The following is a 26,000-nucleotide window of genomic DNA, read 5'->3' on the forward strand; positions in this document are numbered from 1 at the left end:
CGGCCGTGCCAAGTGACGTCCGGCCAGTCAGTTTCGACCTTCGGTACGACGAGACTCCGCTTCGTGGTCAGTCAATGGAGTTCTCGTTGGTCCGACGGCCGAGCTCCTGTCCTTCGCATGGTCGTCGGCGTTTTCTGTTACGAGACGCGAGTCGCCTCGTTTTCCGTTCGTCTCCGAACTATCAGTCGGATAGATCGAAAAGAGCGTCCGGTACTGATCAAAGCACCGAACGGTCGTTCTATAGTAGCAACTGAAAGCCATTGCACACCTGATCGCACGACAGCGTTGCGATCAGTGTGTCACTCGTTTCAATTGCTACTATAGGTGATGAGGATACCGGGGATTCGATACTATCGTAAACGGAAGTGGCTGCTTCCACTATATTGTATTCCCTTCGGGTGGGGGTGTCGGCGAGAAGTTCGCGGTAAAACTGTCGTCGTCATGGATATCCGGGCGTCGTTCACCACGGTATCGGCTCCATTCGAACGCCAGTTTGAGTGCGAGGAACGTTCCGGCGACCACTACCTTCCAAGCGGTCAACACGGTCGAGTCGGGCATACTGGCCGGAAGTCCGAGCCCGATGATGAAAAACATCGCAACCGCGTAGAAGACGAACCCAAGCGCGAAGTACAGGTACAATGCGTAATAGTTTTCCTGGACATCGAGGGCCATGGACGCCGTCAACTCCCGATAGCGGCCGGTGCCGTAGTAGTACCGCGAGAGCGTGACGAGGTGTGTCCCGACGATGAACAGCCCGATTGCGAGCACGGATGGGACCTCGAACACGGTGAACTGTGCAAAAAAGTCGATCACGCTTTCGTCCGAGTCGGCCACTGCACCCCTTCCGATCCCCCAAACCGTTATGGACCCCCCTGTCGCGACCGCGATCAGCAGTCCGACGATCGTCTTTGCGGCAACGTCTCTCAGGTTCTCGGAGTAGACAGGAGGAATAACCCGGCCGGATGTCCAGCGCTCCTCGCGTTCCTCGATCCGTCGTTCCGGCGTCGCGAACATCGCAAGGCCGCCGTAGAAGAGAATCACTGTCACTGCCTCGAGCCAGTAAAGTAAGACGACCGCAGTGGGCGACCAATCGAGCAGGAAGGACCCTCCTACCGGGAGTACAGTGGCAACTGCGATCGGAAAGAACGGGGTCCGTTCGTTTCGCCTCAACGGCTTTTCAGACATACTACAAGATGTTAACGTAATAAACGAGTGTCAGAGGTTAGAGGTTACGATATGGTATCGTAGCCAATCCACGGGAGCTTGAGTTCGACACCCGTACTTACCACCGTTCCACAGGCTGTACAATCCCAGGCTGGACACGGATCAGCACAGATATCTAAGGCACCGACAGCCATCGCGAGCCTGAACTCGTCCGGGATAGTTCCATCACCTCTAGTGTATACTCTGATTTCTCCGCATAGCCTGATATCTACTTTGGGCAGCCAGCTCGGCAGTTTGGCCGAGGGCTCGAGACAGTACCCGTCGTACTTATCCGGTCCAGCCCAGAACCCGAACCCACCTGGACTTACTTTAACCGTCTGTCCCAGGGCCGAAAGAGAAATATCGAGGAAGATCTCTCCGCCTATTTTAACGTCTGATTTGGCAGAGAATCGCAGACCTGCTTTGACGGAGACAGTGACTTTCTCACCGCGAATTTTCGTGCTTCCGAGTTCCTCTTCGACGGTAAAGAGGTCGGTGACGTACGGTTGAACGACGTCGTCGGATTTTCCACCGCCAACGGCTAAGGGGAGAGTCTGATCGTCCTCCTCGCCTTCTTCGATTATTTCATAGAACGTGCCTGACGGTGGCTCTGCGTTCTTGTTCTTCCCGTAGTAGATATCAGGATGACCGCGGCCGGGCGTATTGGACTTGTCAAGATCCTGTATTTTCGGTGCTTCTTCACCGAACTGCTGATTCACGTCCGGGTCAACGATGATGTGGTCCGATTCCTTCAGGGCAGCCAGGAGTTCATCCTCGGTCAATTCCGTTCCGTTCTGGTCGAATCCATGTGCGGTGACAGTCGGAACCCCGAATACCGCACTGCCAAGCCCGGACGAAGCCATCAGCGCCCGTCGGCGTGTCAGTCCGTTTTTGCCCGATTCAGTATCGCTGTCTGAACATTCTTCTTCGTTAAACATACAACTGCGCATATTATAGGGGTAGATTTAAATTTTTGCATGTATTTAATATTGAATACTATTTAGATATATTTCGATAGCGGAAAAAGCGCAATCGAACCGATGAAGTGCCGATACGAAAGCACCGAGATGAGCGGGGGGTTCCCGTAACTGTGTCCTAGAACCGAGAAGTCCTAAGGGGAAGTATACCGTCCAAGGTGTCGAACGACCGTCCGTGCAAAGCTTCGTTGCTTACCCTCGAGGCAGGGTACTGGCGACGCGGAGACGAACGAAGACTGCCGCTGGTCGATGCGAAGCGGCTGCCTTGAATGACGAGGTAAATTCACTGACTCCGCCATCGGTTCGTACCACGTCTACGAAGTCACTCAAAAAAGAACAACTCTCGCGAACGGATCGTGCCTTCGAGTGCGGCTCGATCAGTCGTCGCTCGCCGCGAAGTTGGTCGATTCGGCTTCGGCCGCGGCCGCCGGTTCGCCGGGCAGTTCGTTGCGGACGTCGTCGCTGCCCTGCTCGGTGATCGCCTCGTAGTAGGCGTCGGGCATGACCTTCACGAAAGCCTCGAGCGCGCGCTCCCAGTTGTCCAGCAGGCGTCGGCCGCGTTCGGAGCCGGTGTAGGCGACGTGGTTCTCGACGAGTCGACGGAGCATCCGCTCGTCTTTCTCCTCGAGGGAGTCGTGCAGCGAGACCATTCCGGTGTTGGCCTTCGCCTCGAACTCGTCGTCGGGGTCGTAGACGTAGGCGACGCCGCCGGACATGCCGGCCGCGAAGTTCGTGCCCGTCTCGCCCAGCACGGCGACGACGCCGCCGGTCATGTACTCACAGCCGTGGTCGCCGACGCCTTCGACGACGGCCGTGGCACCGGAATTGCGCACCGCGAAGCGCTCGCCGGCGACGCCGTTGACGTACAGCTGGCCGTCGGTCGCGCCGTAGAGGGCGACGTTACCGATTGCGACGTTCTCGGTCGGCTCGTAGCTGGCGGTCTCGGGCGTTCGGACCGTGAGTTTGCCCCCCGAGAGTCCCTTGCCGACGTAGTCGTTGGCGCTGCCATCGAGGTGCATCGAGACGCCGCTGGCGAGAAACGCGCCGAAGCTCTGCCCGGCGGTTCCCTCCGCGTCGATAGTGATCGTATCCTCGGGGAGGCCGGGTTCGCCGTAGCGGCTGGTGATGCGGTTCGAGAGCATCGCGCCGACGGTGCGGTCGACGTTCGTGACCTCGGTCTCGAGGCTGACCGGTTCCTGCTCCTCGATGGCGTCGGCCGCGGCCTCGATGAGGTCGCGGTCGAGTTGGTCCTCGAGGTCGTGGTCCTGCTCGCGGAGCTTCCGTCGGACATCGCTGCCGGGGTCCGCGAGGACGTCCGAGAGGTCGACGTTGCGGGCCTTCGGGTGGTCGACGTCGTCGCGCTGCTCTACGGCATCGACTCGGCCGATCATCTCGTCGAGGGTTTCGTAGCCGAGTGCGGCCATGATCTCGCGCAGTTCCTGCGCGATGAACGTCATGTAGTTGATGACGTGTTCGGGCTCGCCGGGGAACCGCTTGCGCAGGTCCTCGCGTTGGGTGGCGACGCCGACCGGACAGGTGTTCTTGTGACACTGCCGGGCCATGACACAGCCGCTGGTGACCAGCGAGGCGGTCCCGAAGACGTATTCTTCGGCACCCAGCAGGGCGGCGACGGCGACATCGCGCCCGGTCTTCATCCCGCCGTCGGCGGAGACGCGGATGCGATCACGGAGCCCGGTCCGACAGAGCATTTGGTTCGCCTCGGCGAGACCGAGTTCCCAGGGGAGGCCAGCGCTCTTGATCGAGGTCCGCGGCGAGGCACCCGTCCCGCCGTCGTGACCCGAGATGTGGACCACGTCGGCGTTTGCCTTCGCGACGCCGGCGGCGACGGTGCCGATGCCGGCCTCGGAGACGAGTTTGACGTTGATGTCTGCCGCCTCGTTTGCGGCTTTGAGATCGAAGATCAGCTGTTTGAGGTCCTCGATCGAGTAGATGTCGTGCAGCGGCGGCGGCGAGATCAGACCCACGCCGGGCGTGGACTTGCGCACGTGGGCGATCATCTCGTTGACCTTCGAACCGGGGAGGTGGCCACCTTCGCCGGGCTTTGAGCCCTGGGCCATCTTGATCTGCAGTTCGTCGGCATTCGAGAGGTACGTCGAGGTGACGCCGAACCGGCCGGAGGCGACCTGCTTGACGTTACACTCGCGTTCGGTGTTGAACCGCTCCGGCGGCTCGCCGCCCTCGCCGGAGTTCGACTTGCCGCCGAGCCGGTTCATCGCGATCGAGTTGTTCTCGTGGGCCTCCGGCGAGAGCGAGCCAAGCGACATCGCGGCGGTCGAGAACCGCTGGACGATGTCTTTGATCGGCTCGACTTCCTCGACCGGGATCGGATCGCGGTCGGAGTCGAACTCGAGCAGGCCGCGCAGCGTCTGGAGGTTCTGTTGTTGGTCGTTGATCTGTTCGGCGAACTCCTGATAGCGCTCGTAGTCGTTCGAGCGGACGGCCTGCTGGAGCGCCCCGACGGTGTCGGGGTTCCACTGGTGGTGAATCCCGTCCGAGCGGTGTTCGAACTCGCCGTGCCGATCGAGATCGGACTCCTCGTCGTCGCCGAACGCGGTCGCGTGGCGCTCGCGGAGGTCCGCCTCGATCTCGGCGAGGCCGATCCCTTCGGTGCGGTTTTCGGTACCCTCGAAGTACTCGGCCACGAGGTCGGAATCGAGACCGACGGCCTCGAAGATCTGGGCACCCTGGTAGCTCTCAACCGTCGAGATCCCCATCTTGGCCATGATCTTCAGGAGTCCGTCCTCGACGGCACCGACGTAGGCGTCGATCGCGACCTCGGTGTCGGCACCGTCGGGACCAGCGGTGATGTCCCCGATGGTCTGGTAGGCCAGGTACGGGTTGACCGCGCCGGCACCGTAGCCGACCAGCGTCGCGAAGTGATGGACCGTCCGCGGGTCGGCCGACTCGACGACGAGGCCCACGTGATTGCGCAGGCCGTTGCGCACGAGGTGGTGATGGACGCCGCCGGTCGCCAGCAGGCTCGGAATCGCGATCCGGTCCTCGTCGACGGTGCGGTCCGAGAGAACGATCACGTCGTGGTCGTCGTCCTCGATCGCCGCGACGACGTCCGCCCGGACGCGTTCGATCGCCGCCTCGAGGTCGTCGCCGGGCTCGTCGCGTTCGGGCTCGTAGGTGATGTCGATCGTCGCGGCCGTGATGCCGTTGGCCGTACAGTCGCGGATCGACTCGAGTTCGGCGTCGGTCAGGATCGGCGAGTCGAGGACGAGCTGCCGGGCGTGTGCGGGCGACTCGTCGAGCAAGTTGCGCTGGAAGCCCAGCCGCGACTCCATCGAGGTGACGAGTTCCTCGCGGATGTAGTCAAGCGGCGGGTTCGTGACCTGTGCGAACAGCTGTTTGAAGTAGGAGAACAGCGGTCGGTTGAACTCGGTGAGGACGGACAGCGGCGTGTCGTCACCCATCGAGCCGACGGGGTCTTTCCCCTTCTGGGTCATCGGCTCGATCAGGTTCTCGAGTTCGTCGTGCGTGTAGCCGAACACGGCCTGATAGTCGCGCAGCGCCGAGATGTCCGTCTGTGGCGCGCGGTCGTTCGTGGTCCGGATGTCGTCTAAGTGGACTTGCTCCTGGGCAACCCACTCGCCGTAGCGGTCGTCCGTGAGATCGTCGAAGACCTCCTCGTCGGGAATGACCCGTCCCTCCTCGGGGTCAGCGAGGAAGAGTTGGCCGGGTTGGAGCCGGCCCCGTTCCTCGATCTCCGCGGGGTCGGTCTCGAGCGCGCCGGCCTCGCTGGCCATGATCAGGCGATTGTCGGTCGTCACGTCGTACCGACAGGGACGCAGGCCGTTGCGGTCCAGCACTGCGCCGACGCGTTCGCCGTCGGTCGCCGCGACGAGCGCGGGACCGTCCCACGGCTCGACCAGCGAGGCGTGGAAATCGTACCAGTCCTTCCGGTCGTCGTCCATCGCGTCGTCGCCGCGCCAAGCCTCGGGGACGAGCATCCGGAGCGCGTGCTCGAGGTCGCGGCCGTCCTGCATCAGCAGTTCGAGCGCGTTGTCGACGCTCGCAGTGTCGGACTGGTCGGGGTCGTCGATGATCGGCTTGACCGCCTCGAGATCGGAGAGCACGTCGCTCTCGATGTCGGTCTCACGGGCACGCATCCAGTTGATGTTGCCCTGAATGGTGTTGAACTCGCCGTTGTGGATGATGTTCCGGTAGGGATGGGCGAGATGCCAGGCTCCGAGCGTGTTCGTCGAGAACCGCTCGTGGACCATCACGAACGTCGATGCCATCCGCTCGTCGGTGAGATCGGGGTAGTAGGCGGGGACTTGAACGCCTTTCAGCAGCCCCTTGTAGACGACCGTCTTCGCGTCCAGCGAGACGACGTAGAACCGCTCTTTGTTCTCTATATCGGCGTCCTCGACGGCGTTTTCCAGCGCGCGTCGGGCGACATAGAGCCGGCGGTCGAAGTCGTCCTCGGAGAGGTCGTCCACCGGCGCGACGGCGACGTGCCGGACGTCGGGCTCGGAGTCGACCGCCGTTTGCCCGAGTTCGTCGTTGTTCGTTGGGACGTCCCGCCACTCGAGGACGTCGAGGTCGTAGGTAGCGAACGTCTCCTCGACCAGCGAGACGAGTGCCTCGCGCGCCGCGGTTGCCTGCGGAAAAAAGAGCGAGCCGACGGCATAGGTCTCCGGGAGGGACACGTTGAGAACGTGATCGAAGAACGCGTCGGGCGTCTGGAGCATGATACCGGCCCCGTCGCCGGTGTTCTTCTCCGCACCGGTCGTCCCGCGGTGCTCGAGGTTTTCGAGGAGTTCGAGTCCGTCGGCGACGATGTCGTGTCCCCCGTCCCCATCGAGGTCCATAACGACACCGACACCGCAGTTCGACCGGGCGTCCTCGGGGTCGGCGAGCCCCGCCGAACGCTCGGTGGATGATGCTATATGTGGCTGTGACATGCACACACGTAGCTGGAACGACTATATGAGGCTAACCCATTATGACTAAGCGTATTATTAACACATATGATCCGATATAAGGTATAATTAGTGACCTTAACTACTGCCGCCAGGAGACCCTCGTCAGTTCGTCCGCGTCCGTCTCGGAGAAGCGTCGCGTAGTCCGTGCGGCCGGTCAATTAAACTCCCGTCCGGGAAGCGGGCCTTCCCGGTAGCGGGGAATGTCAGAGGCACGTAGTGTTCACCCACCAGAGTGAACACCACATACGCTTACTCAGTCTCCCCGGGTAAGGCACCACGGGTTAAAGGATTAGGTGCGCTTGAAATAGTCTCACACAATGAGCCGACGGACATCGAGTTCGGTTCGCATCCGAACTGCGCGGCGTCGAAACAGAACCACCGATAGCGAACCGGTCAGTACGACTTCGCGAAGTACGCGATTTCGTCCGCGGGGTCGCCACAGACACCACACTCGTCATGCTCGGGTTCGGGCACTTCGCCGGCCGTCGAGCCGCCTTCGTCCTCGAGCGGTTGCATGACGATCTCGGCGGCGATCTTCTCCTTGATAACCTCCTCGCAGGCCTCGTCACCACACCACGGCGTCTTCACGTAGCCGCCGTGTTTGCCGATCGTTCCGAGGATCTCTTCGGGGCTGTGTGCCTCGCGGACGTTCGCTTCGAGGGTCTCCTCGGCGGATTCGTAGAGTTTGTCGAAGATTTCGTCTAAGTGCTCGTCGACGGCGTCGACGATTCCGTCGCGGTCCGCGACCGATTCCGCGTTGTCCGGCCGGTGGACCAGCGTGACCTCCGCGTCCTCGACCTCGTGGGGGCCGATCTCGAGTCGGAGCGGGACGCCGTTGAGTTCGTGTTCGTTGAACTTGAACCCGGGATTGCGCCCGTCGCGGTCGTCGAGTTCGACGCGGAACCCGGCCTCTTCGAGGTCGTCGGCGATCCCCTCCGAGTACTCGAGGACGTCCTCCTTGGTGTCTTCCTGCCAGATCGGGACGATGACGACCTGCGTGGGCGCGACCGTCGGCGGGAGCACGAGTCCCTGATCGTCCGAGTGCGTCATGATGAGTGCCCCCAGCGCACGCCAGGAAAGGCCCCACGAGGTGGTGTAGGCGGTCTGTTCGTCCTCGTTTTCGTCGGCGAAGGTGATGTCGAACGCCTCGGCGAAGCTCTGCCCGAGGTTGTGGCTGGTCGCGCCCTGTACGGACTTACCGTCGGGCATCAGCGCCTCGACGGTCGTCGTGGTGTCCGCGCCGGGGAACTTGTCGTGTTCGGGCTTCTTGCCCCGGAGGACCGGAATCGCCAGCACGTCCTCGTAGACGCGCTCGTACTGGCCCAGTCGGGTCCAGACCTCCTCCCACGCACCCTCGTTGGTCGCGTGAGCGGTGTGGCCCTCCTGCCACATGAACTCCTTCGTCCGGAAGAAGGGCTTGGTCTCCGTCGCTTCCCAGCGGACGACCGAACACCACTGGTTGAGCCGCATCGGGAGGTCGCGATGGCTGCGGGTCCAATCGGCCATGAAGGGCGCGATGATCGACTCACTGGTTGGCCGGACGGCCAGTCGCTCCTCGAGTTCGTCGTGGCCGCCGTGGGTCACCCACGCGACCTCCGGATCGAAGCCTTCGACGATGTCCTTTTCGCGCTCGAGGAAGCTCTCGGGGATGAACATCGGGAAGTAGACGTTGTCGACGCCGGTGTCCTTGAACCAGCCGTCGAGTGACTCCTGAATCGCCTCCCAGAGGGCGTAGCCACGCGGTTTCGTGACGATGAACCCGCCCATCGGTGCGTAGTCGGCGAGGTCGGCCTTCTGGACGACTTCGGCGTACCACTCGCCGGGCTTGTGCGATTTCGACTCGGTGATGCCGAGTTCTTGACTCTCGTCGCTCATTGTGTCGACATGCAGGCAGCGCGGGCTTAAACTATGCGAAGGGCGAACGCTCGCTCGCCGGGGATCGAACGATAGTCTCACTGGCCGGCCATGCTGCAGCGATAGCCATTATAAACCGCAACTTCATTTCCCCCGGTTGTCGCAGCTTTATGCGCGTGACAGCCGTATACGGTATCGACAATGAAAGCAATCGAAGTCGAGGCATACGGCGACAGCGACGAACTCTCGGTCGTCGACGTACCGACGCCCGACCCGGACGCGGGCGACGTTCGGATCGACATCGAGGCGGCGGGAATCAACTTCGCGGACATCATGCAGCGACGCGGTCACTACCCGGACGGCCCCGACGCACCGTACGTCCCTGGGATGGAAGCCGCGGGCGTCGTCGACGCGGTCGGTGCCGGCGTCGAGGACCTGTCGGAAGGCGACCGCGTCGTCGGCATGCTCGATACCGGCGGCTACGCGGAGTCCGTCACCGCCCCCGCGGACCTGCTCTTTCCCATCCCTGAGGCGATGAGCTTCGAGGAAGCCGCCGGCTTCCCCGTCCAGTTTCTGACCGCCCACGCCTGTCTCTTCGAGTGGGGCGGCCTCGAGGAGGACGAATCCGTGCTCATCCAGGCTGCGGCTGGCGGTGTCGGCACCGCAGCCGTCCAGCTGGCGTCGAACGCCGGAGCGGAGGTCTTCGGCACCGCGAGCACGCAGGAGAAGCTCGACCTCGCCGACAACCTCGGCTGCGATCACCCGATCAACTACACCGAGACGGACTTCCGCGAGGTCGTCGACGAGGAAACCGACGGCGAAGGCGTCGACCTCGTCTTGGAAAGCGTCGGCGACGACGTCTTCGAGCGCAGCCTCGACGCGATGACTCACTTCGGCCGGATGGTCACCTACGGGGTCGCCAGCGGCGTCCCCGCGGAGGTCAGCAATCAGCGCCTGCTCTTCGAAAACAAGACCGTCAAGGGCTTCCACCTCGGCCAGGCCGCCATGCACGATCCGAGTCGCGTCATGAAGGCCGTCCCGGAACTGACCGACGGGTTCGCCAGCGGCGACCTCGAGGTCATCCTTGGCGAGTCGTTCGCGCTCGAGGACGCGGCCGAGGCCCACCAGTACATCGAGGACCGGAAGAGCTCCGGGAAGATCGTTCTGAAGCCGTAACCCGCCGTACTACTCGTCGGAGAGGCTGACGGTAGAAGCCGATCACAACGAGACGTTCCACTCGAGGTCGTGATCGACGAACTCGGCCTCGTCTAACGGCTCGCCGCCCTCGAAGCGGAACTCGCCGACCGCGGTGTTTCCCTTGAGGATCCCCGGCAGCCACAGTCGGTCGTCCTCCCACATCTGGTCGTAGGGCACGTCTTCGACCGAAACCCACTCCGGATGGGCCTCCTCGGACGAGGTCGGTTCGCCGGTAAACGAGCGAGTCCGATAGACGTGACAGAACGTGTGTGTCTCGCCGTCGAGGCGGAACGTGAGTTCGCCCGCCTTCTCGAGATCCCGGGCCTCAAGGCCGACCTCCTCTCGAGTTTCGCGGATGGCACATTCCCGTGGGGTCTCGCCCGGTTCGCACTTGCCGCCGGGGCCGTTGTACCAGCCCTCGCCGAGTCCGCGGCGTTTCTCGATCAGGAGGACCTCGTGATCGGGTTCGTTGGCTCTCGTCGGGTCGCCCCGAAGCGGGAAACACAGCGTCGCCTCGATCATATTCAACAGTTCGTTTGGAGGACGAAAAACGTGGGTTATTGCTCGAGTCGAACGGGCCCATCGGACGCGAGTGGTGGTCTTGAACGAGCGAGCGCAACGTCTCGCAGTTCAGTCTTCACAGACGGACTGGACCGAGCAGTGCCGGGAAGCGATGCATCGCTACCGATCGAGCAGCCGACAGCGCGCGCCACCGCAGCGTTTTCCAGGAACAGCGGGTCACCCGTCGGCGTTCGAAAAGACGAACTCCCGGACCAGCTTTCCAGCCAGCGCGGCCGCCTGCCCGTCGTCGCGGTCGTTGACTTCGACCACGTCGAACCCGCTGGCCTGCGGTGCGACCGCGCGTACCACGTCGCGAAGTTCGCGGGGCTCGAGGCCGAACGGCTCTTTGGTGCCGGTTCCCGGCGCGTAGCCGGGGTCGGCGGCGTCGATGTCGACGCTCAGGTAGACCTCGCGGTCCACAAATCGGTCGCCGGGCGTCCACTCGCTCACCTCCTCGGGCGGGACGACGGTCACGTCGTCGTCGGCCGCCCGCTCCCACTCGGCTTCGCTGCCGGTTCGAGCACCGAGGACGATCGCCTCGGCGATGGAGTCGACGTCCTCGAGAATCCGGCGGGTGACGGCGGCATGCGAGAGCGGGTTCCCGTCGTAGGCGTCGTACAGGTCGAGGTGGGCGTCGAGACAGACGAACACCTCGGGTTCGACCGCGCGAACGCCCGCGAGCGAGACGGTGTGTTCGCCCCCCAACAGCAGGGGCACGGCGTCGTTCCAGACGGCCTCGCGGAGCGTACTCGTCAGATAGTCGAGATATGCTGCGACATCGTCCCAGGCCCGAACGTCGCCGCGGTCGACAACGCCAAGTTCCGAAAAGTATCGGTCCGTCCGGTGGTCGTAATCGTCGAACGGTTCGGCAAACGATCGGATGCGTCGGGGTCCAAAGCGGGTCCCCGGCTGAAAGGTCGTCGTAGCGTCCAGGGGCGCACCGACGACCACGAAGTTCGCGCCGCCACGGGTGGACGCGTGCCCTCCCGTGTCGGTGTCGCCGTCACGATCGGACTGTGCCGCCGCGTCGGTCCCCTCGCGTTCGTCGGTCGCCCCGGGAAACATCAGACGATCTTTCGCTGGTCTTCCATCTCGAGGTATTCGATGTTCTCGTCGGGGGAGACATCGATATCGTCAGGGATACGCATCGTGATGGTCTCGTAGGTCCCCAGATCCATGACCTGCATGTCGTCGTCGTCGACGGAGACGACCTGTCCGTTTTTGCGCTCGATGATCGGGACCCAGATCTTCGCGTCGACGGGCTGGGAGAGCGATCGTTTCTTGCCGTCGAAGACGCCCTCGGCCTCGACGCGAGCCTTGGCGCTGCCGTGTTTGCCCGGTTTGGCCGTCGAGTAGGCGTTGATCTTACACGGCGTATCATCGATCATGACGTAGCTGCCTTCCTGGAGGTCGCGAACTTCGGTCTGCTGTTTCGCCATGTCCCGGCGTAATCAATCGACGTGCATAAACCGTTTGGAATGCGCGCTGCGGCGGGTTCTGCCCGACAACGGCTCTCACGGCAGCGCCCGTCACGCTCCGGGAACGGGTCACGGCCGCCGACCGGTCCCGTGGGAGACGACCTCGGGGCCAGCCGTCGAACGGTGGCCCGTCCCCGATCGCCAGCGTCGCCTCGACCGCGTCGGCCGCCGCGGCGAACAGCCAGGCCAGGGCCGCCGTCGGCGCTGCCCGTTCAGCACCCGTCCCGCGATCCCGACCCGGACGACTCCCACCGGAACCCGGCCACATCGACCGGGGCCTCGAGCGGACTCGTCGGCAGCCCGTCGCCGACGGCGGGGTCGTTGTACGCCCGCGGCGCGATGTCGTTCGGGCCGTCGGGATAGAACACCGACGCCAGCAACTGGAGGTGGCCGCGACCGACGCCGAGTTCGAACTGGCCGCCGCCGTACAACCGAATGTCGTGTTCCTCACAATAGGCGAGAGTTTCACACAGCGACTCGAGCGAGCCGAACCGCGAGGGTTTGATATTGAGCCAGTCGGGCTCCCAGGGCAGTTCGTCGATGTCTTCGAGCCCGTGAATCGGAGCGTCCCAGGAGACCCGCTCTCGGACGGCGGGGTCCGCGAACAGCGGTCGCGTCTCGTCGTTCAGCGACGGGTCCTCGATGATGGCCCCGGGGAACGCCGTGAGAACACGTTCGTACAGGGCGGGATCGGCCGGCACGTCGACATCGGTGCCCTCGTACTGGCCCTTCAGGTCGAGGATACGGACCCCCTCCGTCCCGACCGTCTCGTCGATGGTCGCGACAAGGTCGTCGTCCCACGCCGGAATCGGATCGAGTTTGAACTCGAGGGCGGGGACCCGTTCGCGCAACGACTCGAGTCGGTCGATCGTCGGCGGGTCGCCGAGTCGAGTGCTGGCGACGAACCGGACGGGGTCGTAGCTGCGATCCAGTTCGCTCCCGAGATCGGTCCCCGCCTGCCGGAGCGCGAGGTCCAGCGCGGCACTCTCGATGCCCCAGCGCCGGTAGTTCCGAAAGACAGCCCGATCGGGCGCACCGCCTGGAAAGAGATCGAGGGCGGCGAGCCGCGCGGAAAACGAGTCGATCGTCCACTCGCCAGTCAGGTCGGGCAGCCCCGTCTCCGCCAGCCGGTCGTGGTCGTCGGTCTCGTAGGTGACGTCCTCACCGCGTCCGGTGACCGCGGCGTCGCCGTTCGATCCCGGTCCCGAAAGGGTGATCTCCGTCGTGACGCGGGTGAAATCGCTCGAGGTCGCACGTTCGCGGCGCTCGGTCGACACTTTGTCGACCGTCACCGACAGGTCGGCGAGCCGATCGTAGTCCATACCGGTCGTTCGGGCCCGAGGACGAAAGGGGCTTGGCGGGCTCGCGGCGTCACTCGAGACACCGGCCTGCGTCCGCTCGACCGTCCGTACCGGTTCGGGACGGCCGTCTCCGGTGCCGGCGCGGTCACACCGGCTCCCCCTCGGAGCGGGGCGTCTTCGATGGTACCGACACGGTCCGGGTGTGGGCGACCGGCTCGAGGTCGGCCGCGCGGAGGACGCGGTCGCGCCAGACGGCGTAGCCCGCCAGGTTCCACGCGAGGCCGGGGGAGCGGTCGACGATCGCGCCCGAGATGTCCGGGGCGAACTCGGGGACGTCGTAGCGGTCGAAGATCGACTCGAGCGGCCCCGATCCGAGAAATCGCTCCGCGGGGAAGTTCCCGTTCCCCTTGGGCTTGCGCCGGTCGTACGCGGGGTACCACTCGCCGAGCAGTCGCTTCGGGAGGTGTTTGGGCTCGCCGCCGCGGACGTACCGCTCGGGCGAGGGGAGTCCGAGCGCGAGTTCGGCGACGGCCTTGCCCGCGAACGGCGTGTACATCTCGCGGCCGCGGGCGAGGGCGGCTTGCCGCCAGACGGTGACGGCGTCCTCGCAGAAGAAGTCGACCCACTGCCCGACGTGGACGTGTCGGGCGTACCGGGTCCCCGACGCCGCGGGCACCCGGTCCATCGCGTACTCGTAGCGCTCGCGCTGGCGTCGCTCGTACTGCCGGCGTCCAATCGTCTCGACGACCGCCGGGACGTCCGTGTAGACCGCGAACTGCAGCCCCTGTCCGTCGGGATCGGACGGATGCCGCCGGAGTCCCTCGAGTACGTCCCGGTGGTGCCGGAGTTTCTCAACGACCGGCGGGACGTAGCCGAGGTAGCGCGTCCGCCAGACCGTGCGAGCGGTCTCGAGCGAGCCGCCAAGGCCGAAGACGGCGTCCGCGACCTGACCGCTAACCAACGTGTCGGATCCGTCGTACTCGCGGTAGATGCCGTCGAACGTGGGCGTCTGGAGTTGATGGGGCGGCAGCCCCAGCGCATCGACGGCCGCCTCGAGCCGCTCGAGGTAGTTCGATTCGGCCATCTCGACGACCTCGCGGTCGGTCTCGATGAGGTCGCTCGCGCGGTCGGCGTACGTGCGTTCGAACGCCAGTTCGGGCGTGTCGAACGACGCTGTCACGCTCTCGGTTGGGGTCGTCAGATAGGGCTCGAGGACGGTCGAATCGACGCCGCCCGAGAGCATGAGCGCCGCCTCGTCCGCGACGGGGGCACAGACCGCCGACAGGACCTCGTCGAGCCGCTCGTGTGCGCTCGCTGGCGCGAGCCCCGACTCGGGCGTAAGCGTCTCCGTCAGTTCGGTTCGGGGCGTCGTCTCGCCGGGCGTCCAGGTGAGCGTCTCGCCGTGACCGAGCCGATGAATCCGCTCGACGTAGGAGTCGATCGGTGTCGTCCGGTAGAGCAGGTGGTCAGCTTTCGCCCGCTCCGGGACCGTTCGATCCGCCGGCTCAAGGCGGGCGAGGGCGTTTCGAAACAGGTCGGTGACGACCGGCTCGCCGCTCGAGTCGCGGCAGTAGAACACTTCGTAGGCCGACGTGATCCCGCGGTGGGCCTGCACTGTCGGTTCGGCCGCCCGCTCCGAGAGGACGACGATCGTTCCCTCGCCGGGCAGGGAGTCGTGAAGCGCTTTGACCGCCGCGAACGGGGCGCCGCGTTCGATCGCCGTGCGGAGTTCGCGCCGGTGTGTCCCGGCGATGATCCACCGGCGCTCGTCTCGGGTAACGACCTCGGCGTTCGGATTCGCGAGCAACACTGTCGCCATTACCGGCCCGAACCGGCAGACGGGACATTGTAATGGGATGGATACTCCGTGCGAACCGACAGTCAGCCGCCGATGAACGCACCGGTGTCACTCCTCGCCGCGGCGCTGGCGCAGGTTCTGTCGCGTGAACTGCGGTCGCGCGCCGATCGACCTCGGCGAGCGAAACGACCGATAGAGCTGAATGACGACGATCACCGAGAACCCAGCCGCGACGACCGACGCCCTGGGTGCCTCGAGGGCGTACAGGACACCCATCGAGAACAGCGACATGGTAAGGAGCATGCCATAGACCAGTCGCTTGGCGAGTTCCTCGAAGACGTTTTGCTCGTCCTCGACGCCGATACGGACGAAGAGATCGTCCCGGTCGAGCCGATCGAGCGCGCGCTCGGTCTTGGGCGCGAGGCGCGTCAGTGACTCGCCCGACCGGCGGAGCTGTCGGCCCGTCTCGTCGATGTATTTCCGGATGGACTCCTCGCGGTATCCCTGCTCGGTCAGGTACTCGGTCGCAGTCGAGATGAAGTCGAAGTCCTCGTCTAAGGTGACACACACGCCCTCGACGACGGTTGCGACCCGCAGGATCAGCGCGAGGTTCTTCGGCAGTCGGAGGGGGAACTCGTAGATGGAGTCCTCGATCTGTCCGACGATCTGGTTGACCCGGTACTGTTCGATGTCCTCGCCCCGGGCGTCCTGGATCGCGATCTCCATCACTTCGGCCATGACGCCCCGATCCGCGTCGGGCGAGAGGGTCCCGATCTCGACGAGCGCGTCGAGAATGCCGTCGATGTCCTGATTGGCGACGGCGATGTAGAAGTCGACGATCTTGTCCTGAACGAACGGGTCGACCCGTCCCGACATGCCGAAGTCGTAGAAGACGATCCGCCCCTCGTCGGTCACCGCGAGGTTCCCCGGGTGCGGATCGGCGTGGAAGACCCCGTCGTCGATGATCATCTGCAGATACGCACGCTGTAAGTCCGTCGCGACCCGCGTGCGATCGATCCCCCGGCGCTCGAGTTCATCAACATCGTTGATCTTCGTTCCCTCGATGTACTCCATCGTGAGCACGCGCGGGCCGGAATGGCTCTCGATCACGTCGGGGATCAAGAGCCCATCGTCGTCGGCGAAATTCGACTGGATTTCGGTGAGCATCGCCGCCTCACGTTCGTAGTCCATCTCCTCACGGATCGTCTTCGAGAACTCCTCGGCGAGGTTCTCCAGCGAGAACGAACGGGCGTCGTCGACGAAGTACAGCAGGAGCGGCAGGGACCACTTGATGACCCGCAGATCGGCCCGAACGAGGGCCTCGATGTCCGGCCGGCGGATCTTGACGGCGACGTCGTGGCCGCCCCCACCGCTCGTTTGGGCCCGCGCGTGCTCGCTTTCGGGGTCGAGACGCGCCCGATAGACCTGTCCCAGACTCGCGCCGCTTATCGGTTCGGTATCGAACGCCGCGAATCGCTCGTCGACGGGACCGAGTTCGTCCTCGAGAACGCGTTTCGCCCCGGGCCAGGGTGCCGGCGGCACGTCGTCTTGCAGCGACGCGAGGACGTCGATGTACGCCGGCGGAAGCACGTCGGGACGCGTCGAGAGCAACTGGCCGAGTTTGATGAACGTCGGCCCGAGGGTCAACAGCGACTCGAGGAGGACCTCCGCTCGGTGGCGGTGCGTCTCCGGATCAACCCGACGGGGACGGCCAAACAGGAGGAACCGCCGCCGGTCGCGGGCGTAAGCGAGCAACAGCGGAAGGAACTGCCACGTGACGACGGCGAACCGCTTGTATGCGCGAAGTGAAACCAGCCTCGGTCACCCGGGTTCGGAGCCCTCGTCGACGATGTCGATCGTCGTCTCCTCGCGGGACCCGCGTTTCGGCAGCGTCAACTCGAGGACGCCCCGGTCGACGGCGGCCTCGGCACCCGCATCGGACGCGTCGTCGGGCAGCGGGAGGTCGACATCGAGAAACAGCGACCGGTTTTCCTCGAGATACTGGTAGTCGCCGACGGGATCTTTGTCCCGCTGGGCGTCGATGGAGATGCGACCGTCCTCGATCGCGATATCGAGCGACTCGGCGGAGACCCCCGGGATGTCGAGGACGAGGAGATAGGCGTCCTCGCTCTCGAGCAGATCGAAGAAGACGTCCTCGGAGAGGTCCCGCAACGCGTCGCGGAGCGCTGACATGGATACCGGTTCGAACTCCGATACGAAAAACCCCGTGGTCGCGGCGACCCAAGACCCCCCGCAAGCGATCTCCGAGCGGTTTCAATGACGGCCAGTGAGCGGGGATCCGTCGTTTCACACCGAGCTGCCGATTCTCCCCTGAGCGACCGCGCAGCCGACGGGTTCCCCCACGCTTTTGCCGTCCGGCGACCCGAGTCAGGGTATGGAAGGAGCCGACCGCGAGCGCACAGAGGCCGGGTTCAAGGTCCGGACACCGGTCGACGAGGCGCGCCGGATTCTGCAGACGGCAGTCGCGAGGGGCGGGGACGCCGATTCGGACGTGCCCTGCGGGACCGAGACCGTCGATGTCGACCGCACGGACGGTCGCGTCCTCGCCGCACCCGTTACGGCCGCTCGAGACGTGCCCCACTATCGACGGGCGGCGATGGACGGCTACGCCGTCCGGGCCGCGGACACTTTCGGGGCCAGCGACCGCTCGCCGGAAGTGCTACGGATCGCCGAACCCGCCGCTAACACTGTCGGAATCGACGAGCACGCGACCGCCGACAGCATCGCTCCCGGAACGGCCGCGCGAGTCCACACCGGCAGCGCGCTTCCCGAGGGAGCCGACGCCGTCGTCATGATCGAACGGGTCACCGAACGCGAGTCGGTCGGCGAACTCGAGGTCGAGGACGCGGTCGCGGAGGGGGAAAACGTCGCGCCGGTCGGCGAGGACATCGAGGAGGGCCAGCACCTCTACGACGCGGGCCACCGGCTTCGGCCGTCGGATCTCGGCCTGCTGCGGTCGGCGGGCTACGGCCGCGTCGCGGTCGCCCAGCAGCCGACCGTCGGCGTCATCCCGACCGGCGAGGAACTCGTCGCGGGCGATCCCGGTCCCGGCGAGGTGATCGAGACCAACGGGCTGACGGTTTCGCGGCTGGCCCAGCGGTGGGGCGCTCGTGCGACCTATCGCGACGTGGTCACCGACGATCCCGAGTCGCTGCGCGTGGCGATCCAGCGGGATCTGACGAAGGACGTGGTCGTCACTACCGGCGGTTCCTCGGTCGGCGAGCGCGACCTGCTGCCGGAGGTGATCGACGACCTCGGCGAGGTACTGGTCCACGGTGTCGGGCTCAAACCCGGCCATCCCGTCTGTCTGGGGCTCGTCGAGGAGACGCCGGTGCTCGCACTGCCGGGCTACCCCGTCGCCTGCATCGTCAACGCCGTTCAGTTCCTCCGGCCGACGCTCCGCTGGCTCGAGGGGACCGCGCCCGACCCCCACCCGACGACGCGGGCCCGCATCGAGCGTAAGATTCCCAGCGAGCCCGGCACGCGGACGTTCGCGCGAGTGAAGCTCGAGGCCCGTGACGTGGACGACCTCGGCCCCGACGAGCCACGATACGACGCGATCCCGACGCGGGCGAGCGGGTCGGGCGTCCTCTCGAGCGTCGCGCTGGCCGACGGCTGGGTGGTCATCGACGACGACCGCGAGGGGATTCCGGCCGGTGAGACAGTCGCCGTCGAAAACTGGGAAGTCAATCCCTAGTACGTCACGGGAAAACCGAGCACGGATTTCGCGGCCGTGAGCCGCCGATCCGGAGCAGCGAGTCGCTGTTCACAACCTCCCGGACCCGGTCGGTTTCGGCCGGAGTTCGGTCGACGCTCCGGAGGCCGAACTCATCGGAGTGCTTGCCGAACCGCGTCCGCCAGCGCGTTGACGCGAGCGACGTGTTCGTAGGAGCCGTCCCGGACCCCGTTGGTCACGTAGGCAAAGCCGATGTTCTCCTCGGGGTCGGCCCAGCCGACGCTGCTGCCCAGTCCCGCGTGGCCGAAGGCGTGCGCGGGCGAGAGCGAGCCGTAGGGTGCGACCGTCGTCCCGCCCTTCCAGAACCCGAGTGCGAACCGTCCTTCGCGGCCGAGCGTCCCGTCGGCGTCCGTCTCGGCCTCGAGACGCGTCATCCGGTCGACGGTCTCGGGCTCGAGCAGCTGCGTCCCCTCGAGTTCGCCGCCGTTGGCGAGACAGGCGTAGAAACGGGCCATATCGCCGGCGGTCCCGATCCCGTTGGCGGCGGGGATCACGGCGCGGTGGATTTCCTCGGAATTGAACGGTGCTGCGACCTCGGTGTGATCGCCCAGCCCTTCACCGGGGTCGCGACAGCGGTCGAATTCGTCGAAGCCGACCAGGGTCGCGACATCGTCGTCCTCGTCGTCCCGGAGCCCAATTCCGGTGTCGTCCAGTCCGAGCGGGTCGAAGACGCGCGCTTCGGCGGCCTGCTCGATCGGCATCCCGGAGATGCGGCGGACGAGTTCGCCGACCAGCCAACCGAACGTCAGCGCGTGATAGGCCGGCGTCTCGCCCGGCGTGAAGTTCGGCTCCATCTCCTCGAGGTGCTCGACGACGGCGTCCCAGTCGCCCCAGAGGTCGGGCCGGTCGTCGATCTCGCCGCGGGTGAGCCCCGACGTGTGGCTGAGTACCTGCCGGACGGTAATCTCGGCCTTCTCGGTTCGTTCGTCGGCGAACGTGGGCCAGTGGTCGATCACTCGATCGTCGTACTCGAGGTTCCCTTCCGCGACGAGCGAGTGCAGCGTGACCGCGGCGTAGGGTTTCGTACACGAAAAGAGAACGTGTCGCGTCCCGCGGGTCTCCGCCGGGCCGTCGGGCGCTTCGACGCCGCCCGCCAGATCGATTACCGGCTCGCCGTCGACGTAGACGGCGAGTTGGGCCCCGTGGTGGAGGCCGGCCTCGAGCTGACGATCGAAGAGATCGGCGATGCGCTCGCGGTCCCGTTCGGACAGCCGTGACATGGCACGGTACTCTCGGGGCGGACGCTTAACCGTTGTCGTATGGGAACATGCCACAGCTGTCTGTCCTCGAGTCGACCGACGTTTTTAGCCGCGGCGGCCGAAGGGGCGCTATGAACCGCAAGGAGTTTCGCGATCTCGCGACCCCCGACGAGGCACGGGCGGCGATCGACTCGCTGGCCCTCGAGGGTGGTATCGACCGCGTCCCGCTCGAAGACGCCCGCGGCCGGGTTCTCGTGGCGCGGCTCGACGCCGAACTCGACGTGCCGGGCTTCGACCGGGCGAGTCTGGACGGCTACGCGCTCCGGGCCCGGGACACGTTCGGCGCGGACGAGGCCGATCCCGCCCGCCTCGAGATCGTCGGCGCGGTCCACGCTGGCGAGAAGTCCGACGTGGTACTCGAGGAAGGGCAGGCCGCCGAGATTTCGACCGGCGCGGTGATGCCCGACGGTGCCGACGCGATGGTACCGGTTGAGCGCACCGATACGGACGGTGGCGGTGACGAGGTGCTCGTCCGCACATCGGTCGCCCCCGGTGACAACGTCATGTTCGCGGGTGCGGACGTGGCCGCGGGCGAACGGGCGCTCGGTCCCGGGACCACGATCACGCCCCGCGATATCGGCCTGCTGTCCGCGCTGGGGATCGACGAGGTGCCGGTCCGAGCCAAGCCGCGGGTCGGCATCGTCTCGACCGGCGACGAACTCGTGCGGCCGGGTGACGACCTCGAGAGCGAGCGCGGCGAGATCTACGACGTCAACAGCTACACCATCGCCGCCGGGGTCGAGGATGCGGGCGGCGAGGCGGTACTCTACCCCCACGCCGGCGACGATCAGGACGAGCTGGAGGGGGTTCTGCGGACCGCGGCCGACGAGTGTGACCTCGTCCTCTCCTCGGGATCGACCAGCGCGAGCGCAGTCGACGTGATCTACCGCGTTATCGAGGAGCAAGGCGAGTTGCTGTGCCACGGCGTGAGCATCAAACCGGGGAAACCGATGCTGATCGGGCGGTTGGACGACTCCGCGTACGTCGGCCTCCCCGGGTATCCCGTCTCCGCGATGATGGTCTTCCGGACCTTCGTCGCGCCGGCGATCCGCGAGGCGGCCGGCGTGCCGGCACCCGCTGCCGCGACCGTTTCGGGGACGTTAGCGCGGCAGGAACGCTACGAAGAGGGTCGCCATCGGCTCATGCCGGTCGGCCTGGTCGAGAACGGCGACGGCGAGACGCTCGTCTACCCCGTCGACAAGGGCAGCGGCGCGACGACCAGCCTCGCCGACGCGGACGGCGTCGTCGAAGTCGGTCCCGAGACTGACTATCTCGAGGCGGGCGAGTCCGTCATGGTCACGCTGTTCTCGCCCGACGTCCGGCCCCCGACGCTGTTCGGGGTCGGCGAGGACGACCCGACGTTCTCGCGGGTGCTCGACGGCCTCGAGCGCCCGCGCTATCTCTCGGTCGGCAGCCGACCCGGCCTGCGACGGCTCCGCGAGGGCGTCCCCGATGTGGCGGTGGTCGCGGGACCGCTCGGGCGCGAGTCGGAGGCGGCCGAACTCGGCGGCTGGGAGCGTGAGTGGGGGCTGGTCGTCCGTCCCGGCAACCCCGACGAACTCGAGGGACTGGCCGACCTGGTCGACCGCGACCTGCGCTTCGTCAATCGGACGAGCGACTCCGGACTCCGCTCGAGTCTCGGCGCTGCGGTCGCCGACTTTGCCGAGAAACGAGGAACGGACCGCCACGAAATCGTCGACGCGATCGACGGCTTTGACCTCGGACTGCGCGCTTACGAGAGCCCCGCCCGGAAAGTCATCGACGGCGATGCCGATGCCGGGCTGGGCCTGCGCGAGACCGCCGACAGGCTCGCTCTCGGCTTCGTCCCTCTCGGCGAGCAGCCGGTGCGGGTCCTCGTGAACCCCGATCGCACCGCGAAGGCCGGCGTTCGGGAACTCGAGACGGCGCTCGCGGACGTCCGCGATGTCGCAAGCGGTGAGCGAATGACCGAGCGGTAGCGCAAGACCGGCAGTCCCGCGAACCATGCGACGGGCACCGCGTCCGTGCGTCGCACTCGGCTGGGCAGGGTGTGGCCATCGCACGCAGCTCGCCCCGTTCCCACCGTCGTTCCTCGAGCCCGCTGTTTTTGGTCGCGCACGCCCTACGGACGGCCATGCGAACCGTCACGACGCTCCCCTCGGCCACCGAGACCGTCGCCGCGCTCGGCCGCGACCCCGTCGGCGTCTCCCACGAGTGCGACTATCCCCCGGCGGCCGCCTCGGCCCCTGCGGTCACTCGCTCCCGGATCGATATCGACGAGTCGGCCTCAAGCGCCGAGATCGACCGGCAAGTCCTCGAGACCGACGATACCGAAGCCGGCGTCTACGACATCGACATCGAGACCCTCGACGCTCTCGAGCCGGATGTAATCGTCACACAGGGGATGTGTGACGTCTGTGCGGTCGACGTGGCAGTGATCGAGGACGCCGTCGACCGAATCGGTGCGGACCCCGAAATCGTCACGACCGATCCACACAGAGTTGGCGACATCCTCGGTGATATCGAGCGGATCGGCCGCGCGATCGGCCGGGAGAAGCGGGCCCGGGAACTGCGACGGGACCTCGAGTCGCGGATCGAAGCGGTCCGGAGCCGAACCGCCGATATTGCCGCCGAGGACCGCCCACGCGTGGCGATCTTTGACTGGACCGAGCCCGTAATGGTCGCGGGTCACTGGACGGCGGAACTGGTCGACTGGGCCGGCGGCGAGTACGGACTCGCCGATGCCGGCGATCGGTCGTGCCCCCGTGAATGGGACGCGATCCGCGCCTACGACCCCGAGGTCGTACTCGCTGCGCCCTGTGGCTTCGCCCTCGCACAGACCGCGCGGAATACGACGGATCTCACCGAGCGCGATGGCTGGAGCGACCTGACGGCCGTCCAGAAGGGCCGCGTTTGGGCGATGGACGGCGACCACTACCTCAACCGGCCGGGCCCCCGGTTGGTCGACACGCTCGAGGCGCTGGCACCGATCGTTCAGCCGGCCCTGTTCGACGGACCGGCCGCGGATATCGCCGTTCCGTTCGCCGATCTCGAGACGCTCGGTTCTGAGACCGACCCCGACGACGATCCTCGAGTCGACGCCGCGTCTCGAGCCGAGATTGACTCGCATCTGTGATCGTCATCCCGGCTGACATCCGTGCGACGATCCTCGAGCGTGCCCGCGAGGGCGACCCCGATGAAATCTGTGGAGTTCTCGGTGGCGAGTACGAACCTGATGGAAAGAGCCGCGTGCGGTCACAGTACCCGGCCACGAACGTCGCCGAAACACCGCGGACGCGGTACGAAATCGATCCCGAGGAACAGCTGGCGATCTTCGAGCGGCTTGAGAATCGCGGCGAGGAAACCGTCGGCTTCTATCACTCTCATCCCCGCGGCCCGCCGCGGCCGAGCGCGACCGACGCCGCGCGGGCGACCTGGCCCGACCGGTCGTATGTGATCGTCTCGCTCGACCCCCTCGAGATCGGATCGTGGCGCTGGCGGACGGGGAGCGAGGGACAGTTCGATCGAGAGCGACTGGTCGGTGACTGACGCGACGGGACGGTCACTCGTCCGCGCGACGCTCGAGTTCGTCCGCCCGCTCTCGCGTTTCGGCCGCCTGCTCGCGGAACTCCTCGATCCGCTGGGTCAACTTCTTGCCGGCGGTGTATTTGAACTCGTCGGGCATCATCCCGTACTCGATGTCGAGCGTGATCAGCGTATCACAGCCCTCGATGATCTCCGGGGCCCAGCTCCCCCGTGCCAATTTCGACTCGTCCGTGATCACCGCCTCACCGTCTTCGACGTCGATGAACGCACTGACGATGTTCCAGATGTTCGGATCGCTCGAGCTGACCTCGTCGAACAGTCCCTCGAGTCGCGAGTCCTTGAGTTCCTCGTCGCGCAGTTCCGCGAGCAGGTCCTCGAGACCGTCGGCGATCTCGTCGTATCTGGCGGCGTCCTCGCGGAGGGTGGTCGGTGATTCGCTCGAATCAGTCCCCGTCATCGTGTACCCTCCGTTTCGTCGGTAGCTGCGAACATATGCGGATCGTACCCGCTTCGGCACCGTAAACGTACGCTTCCGTGACTGGCTCGTGTTCGAGTCTGTGGAGCGCGAGGGAGCTCCGCGCGAGCTACTGGGGTTCGGTATCCATCTTCATGCGGCTAGTTCACGACTAGTAGTTAGCCAAAATAAAAATGCCCTCCAATCAGCTTTCATACTATTTCCGGCTCGAGGTACCACAGCAAATGCCTCGCCAGGAGGTAAAATTTACCCTCTTTTTAAATACCAAATACTATTACGACGGGGATGAAATGACTGCGATAATATAGCGATGGGACAGTCGTACTCCTCGCGGGTGGGACGATCCGACGACGACGCTGAGTCGGACTCGTCCTCACACGTACATCAGGATGTAGAAACGAAATCGCTGGGTCCCGCGGATGCATCGGTTCAGCGACTGAGCGGCGCTGAGACAACATCTTCCGAACCGGTCCGGTCTCCGAGATCGATGGGAGCACTTGGCTCGTCTCCCGAACTCGTCCAACACGCGGAGGCAGTGTCCGAGTCAACAGACGCGACCAGTACGCCGAAGGCGATCGGCTCACTGGGTTCGTCGGCGGACCTGCTCCAGCGAGTGACCGACCGGGCCGGCCCGTCCGCCTAGTCGAAATCCAACAGTCCGGATTCTACCGAGCGTTGGGCCGGCAGGTCTGACGGTCCGCCGTCACTCCAGCGGAGTACGGCAACCGCTCAAAATACGGGGCCAGCAGGTGAGACACAGGTACCCGATGCCGTCCGAGACGTGATCTCCTCGTCTGGGCGTTCTCTGGATACTTCCATCCAGCGGGCAGTCGAAGACCGGATGGGCGATTCACTCGGTGACGTGCGGATTCACACCGGCCCGAAAGCCGCGCAGGCGTGTGACCAGATCAACGCGCGAGCGTTCACGGTCGACAATCACGTCGCGTTTAATGCCGGCGAGTACGACCCGTCGTCGCCGGACGGCCAGCACGTACTGGCGCACGAACTTGCACACGTTCGCCAGCAGACTGGCGGCGCGGTGTCGATGCTTCCCCAAGAGGATCTCGGCCTCGAGATTGATCCGGATCCGCAGTTAGAGCGGGAGGCCGAGGAGACCGCTCAGCAAGTACTGCAGGGTGGCGAGTTGGGCATTCAGCGGATGGCCACTACTGAGATCCACGTCCAGCGGAAGGATTGGAACTCAGGGCCGTCGAATGTAGAACGGTTATCGACGGACGAGGGACCGGGGTTCGTCGAGGAGACGGTCGACGACCTCACCACCAAGACCTACAGGCTGACGCGCGAACAATTGACTAATCTGGTCGAGCAGATCGACAGCGCCGAAGAACTACCGGCCTACATCGAGGCAAACGATATCGACGCGGCGAGTCGACTCCAGGACTCGATGAGTAGTGGTGTCAAGGGCGCTACGAAAGGGTGGAAAGCGGGATCCATGGCGGGATCATTCGCTGGGCCGACCGGGACCATCGCCGGCGGACTCGCCGGAATGTCCATCGGCTACGTCTTCGCGAAGAAATTCGGCGATACTACCGCCGGCGAAATACAAAAGCGTCTCCGGGACTTACTCGATCTTAACACCAGTCAGGAATTCGACATTGGTGATGATACCGATTCAAGTCGTTTCGAGGGGAAATAAGAC

General features: G+C 65.2%; 20 protein-coding genes. 7 read left to right on the forward strand and 13 right to left on the reverse strand.

From position 1 onward, the window contains the following. Window positions 1–378: 378 nt before the first annotated feature. From C486_RS08385 to proS, 4 genes are all read right to left on the reverse strand, one after another. Window positions 379–1,185: a DUF6498-containing protein gene (locus tag C486_RS08385; RefSeq protein ID WP_049910306.1), complete on the reverse strand. Its 807-nt coding sequence runs from the start codon at window positions 1,183–1,185 to the stop codon at window positions 379–381. 44 nt (window positions 1,186–1,229) lie between these two features. Continuing rightward, a complete protein-coding gene (locus C486_RS08390) occupies window positions 1,230–2,141 on the reverse strand; it encodes a hypothetical protein (protein WP_049910308.1) in 912 nt (303 codons plus the stop codon). Window positions 2,142–2,557: 416 nt separating this feature from the next. Then, on the reverse strand, window positions 2,558–7,114 hold the full coding sequence (gltB, locus tag C486_RS08395; protein ID WP_193787471.1) for a glutamate synthase large subunit: 4,557 nt from the start codon (window positions 7,112–7,114) through the stop codon (window positions 2,558–2,560). Between the two features lie 414 nt (window positions 7,115–7,528). Further along, window positions 7,529–9,010 carry a proline--tRNA ligase gene (gene proS, locus C486_RS08400; RefSeq protein ID WP_008455123.1) on the reverse strand — a complete coding sequence of 494 codons (1,482 nt, stop codon included), beginning with the start codon at window positions 9,008–9,010 and terminating at the stop codon, window positions 7,529–7,531. 180 nt (window positions 9,011–9,190) lie between these two features. Here proS and C486_RS08405 point away from each other — a divergent pair, with 180 nt between their 5' ends. After that, window positions 9,191–10,165: a quinone oxidoreductase family protein gene (locus tag C486_RS08405; protein ID WP_008455126.1), complete on the forward strand. Its 975-nt coding sequence runs from the start codon at window positions 9,191–9,193 to the stop codon at window positions 10,163–10,165. A gap of 42 nt (window positions 10,166–10,207) precedes the next feature. On the opposite strand, the gene C486_RS08410 is transcribed toward C486_RS08405, so the two are convergent. The 7 genes from C486_RS08410 to C486_RS08440 form a co-directional block, all read right to left on the reverse strand. Further along, entirely contained in the window at window positions 10,208–10,708 is a 501-nt protein-coding gene (locus tag C486_RS08410) for an 8-oxo-dGTP diphosphatase (RefSeq protein WP_008455127.1), read from the reverse strand. 216 nt (window positions 10,709–10,924) lie between these two features. Further along, window positions 10,925–11,812 (reverse strand): agmatinase, encoded by an 888-nt coding sequence (gene speB, locus C486_RS08415; RefSeq protein WP_008455129.1) that lies wholly within the window; start codon window positions 11,810–11,812, stop codon window positions 10,925–10,927. After that, window positions 11,812–12,186, reverse strand: a complete 375-nt coding sequence (locus tag C486_RS08420) for a translation initiation factor IF-5A (RefSeq protein ID WP_008455131.1) — start codon at window positions 12,184–12,186, stop codon at window positions 11,812–11,814. Before C486_RS08420 ends, speB begins: the two co-directional genes overlap by 1 nt. A 251-nt stretch (window positions 12,187–12,437) precedes the next feature. Continuing rightward, a complete protein-coding gene (locus C486_RS08425; protein WP_008455134.1) occupies window positions 12,438–13,547 on the reverse strand; it encodes a hypothetical protein in 1,110 nt (369 codons plus the stop codon). Between the two features lie 124 nt (window positions 13,548–13,671). Next, a complete protein-coding gene (locus C486_RS08430) occupies window positions 13,672–15,345 on the reverse strand; it encodes an asparagine synthase-related protein (RefSeq protein ID WP_008455136.1) in 1,674 nt (557 codons plus the stop codon). A gap of 87 nt (window positions 15,346–15,432) precedes the next feature. Beyond that, on the reverse strand, window positions 15,433–17,079 hold the full coding sequence (locus C486_RS08435) for an ABC1 kinase family protein (protein ID WP_008455138.1): 1,647 nt from the start codon (window positions 17,077–17,079) through the stop codon (window positions 15,433–15,435). Window positions 17,080–17,145: 66 nt separating this feature from the next. After that, complete coding sequence (locus C486_RS08440) at window positions 17,146–17,517, reverse strand: Hsp20/alpha crystallin family protein (RefSeq protein ID WP_008455140.1); 372 nt, start codon at window positions 17,515–17,517, stop codon at window positions 17,146–17,148. 202 nt (window positions 17,518–17,719) lie between these two features. On the opposite strand from C486_RS08440, the gene C486_RS08445 reads away from it, so the two are divergent. After that, on the forward strand, window positions 17,720–19,042 hold the full coding sequence (locus tag C486_RS08445) for a molybdopterin molybdotransferase MoeA (RefSeq protein ID WP_008455142.1): 1,323 nt from the start codon (window positions 17,720–17,722) through the stop codon (window positions 19,040–19,042). A 131-nt stretch (window positions 19,043–19,173) separates the two neighbouring features. On the opposite strand, the gene C486_RS08450 is transcribed toward C486_RS08445, so the two are convergent. After that, the gene (locus C486_RS08450) at window positions 19,174–20,301 is read right to left on the reverse strand and encodes an EstA family serine hydrolase (protein WP_008455143.1); all 1,128 of its coding nucleotides are present in this window, start codon (window positions 20,299–20,301) and stop codon (window positions 19,174–19,176) included. 110 nt (window positions 20,302–20,411) lie between these two features. Here C486_RS08450 and C486_RS08455 point away from each other — a divergent pair, with 110 nt between their 5' ends. The 3 genes from C486_RS08455 (at window position 20,412) to C486_RS08465 (ending at window position 23,868) form a co-directional block, all read left to right on the forward strand. Beyond that, window positions 20,412–22,298 (forward strand): molybdopterin biosynthesis protein, encoded by a 1,887-nt coding sequence (locus C486_RS08455; protein WP_008455145.1) that lies wholly within the window; start codon window positions 20,412–20,414, stop codon window positions 22,296–22,298. Window positions 22,299–22,453: 155 nt separating this feature from the next. Then, window positions 22,454–23,455 carry an ABC transporter substrate-binding protein gene (locus C486_RS08460; RefSeq protein ID WP_008455146.1) on the forward strand — a complete coding sequence of 334 codons (1,002 nt, stop codon included), beginning with the start codon at window positions 22,454–22,456 and terminating at the stop codon, window positions 23,453–23,455. Then, on the forward strand, window positions 23,452–23,868 hold the full coding sequence (locus C486_RS08465; RefSeq protein WP_008455148.1) for a desampylase: 417 nt from the start codon (window positions 23,452–23,454) through the stop codon (window positions 23,866–23,868). The genes C486_RS08460 and C486_RS08465 overlap by 4 nt, the downstream gene beginning before the upstream one ends. Window positions 23,869–23,881: 13 nt before the next feature. Here C486_RS08465 and C486_RS08470 read toward each other — a convergent pair whose 3' ends face one another. Next, window positions 23,882–24,322 (reverse strand): hypothetical protein, encoded by a 441-nt coding sequence (locus C486_RS08470; RefSeq protein ID WP_008455150.1) that lies wholly within the window; start codon window positions 24,320–24,322, stop codon window positions 23,882–23,884. A 505-nt stretch (window positions 24,323–24,827) separates the two neighbouring features. Between C486_RS08470 and C486_RS21315 the strand changes: the two genes are divergently transcribed. Together C486_RS21315 and C486_RS08475 are read left to right on the forward strand one after the other, a co-directional pair. Further along, on the forward strand, window positions 24,828–24,983 hold the full coding sequence (locus tag C486_RS21315; protein WP_008455151.1) for a hypothetical protein: 156 nt from the start codon (window positions 24,828–24,830) through the stop codon (window positions 24,981–24,983). Between the two features lie 198 nt (window positions 24,984–25,181). Continuing rightward, window positions 25,182–25,997 (forward strand): eCIS core domain-containing protein, encoded by an 816-nt coding sequence (locus C486_RS08475; protein WP_008455153.1) that lies wholly within the window; start codon window positions 25,182–25,184, stop codon window positions 25,995–25,997. Window positions 25,998–26,000 lie beyond the last annotated feature (3 nt).

The organism is Natrinema gari JCM 14663 (assembly GCF_000337175.1).
Classification (GTDB): domain Archaea; phylum Halobacteriota; class Halobacteria; order Halobacteriales; family Natrialbaceae; genus Natrinema; species Natrinema gari.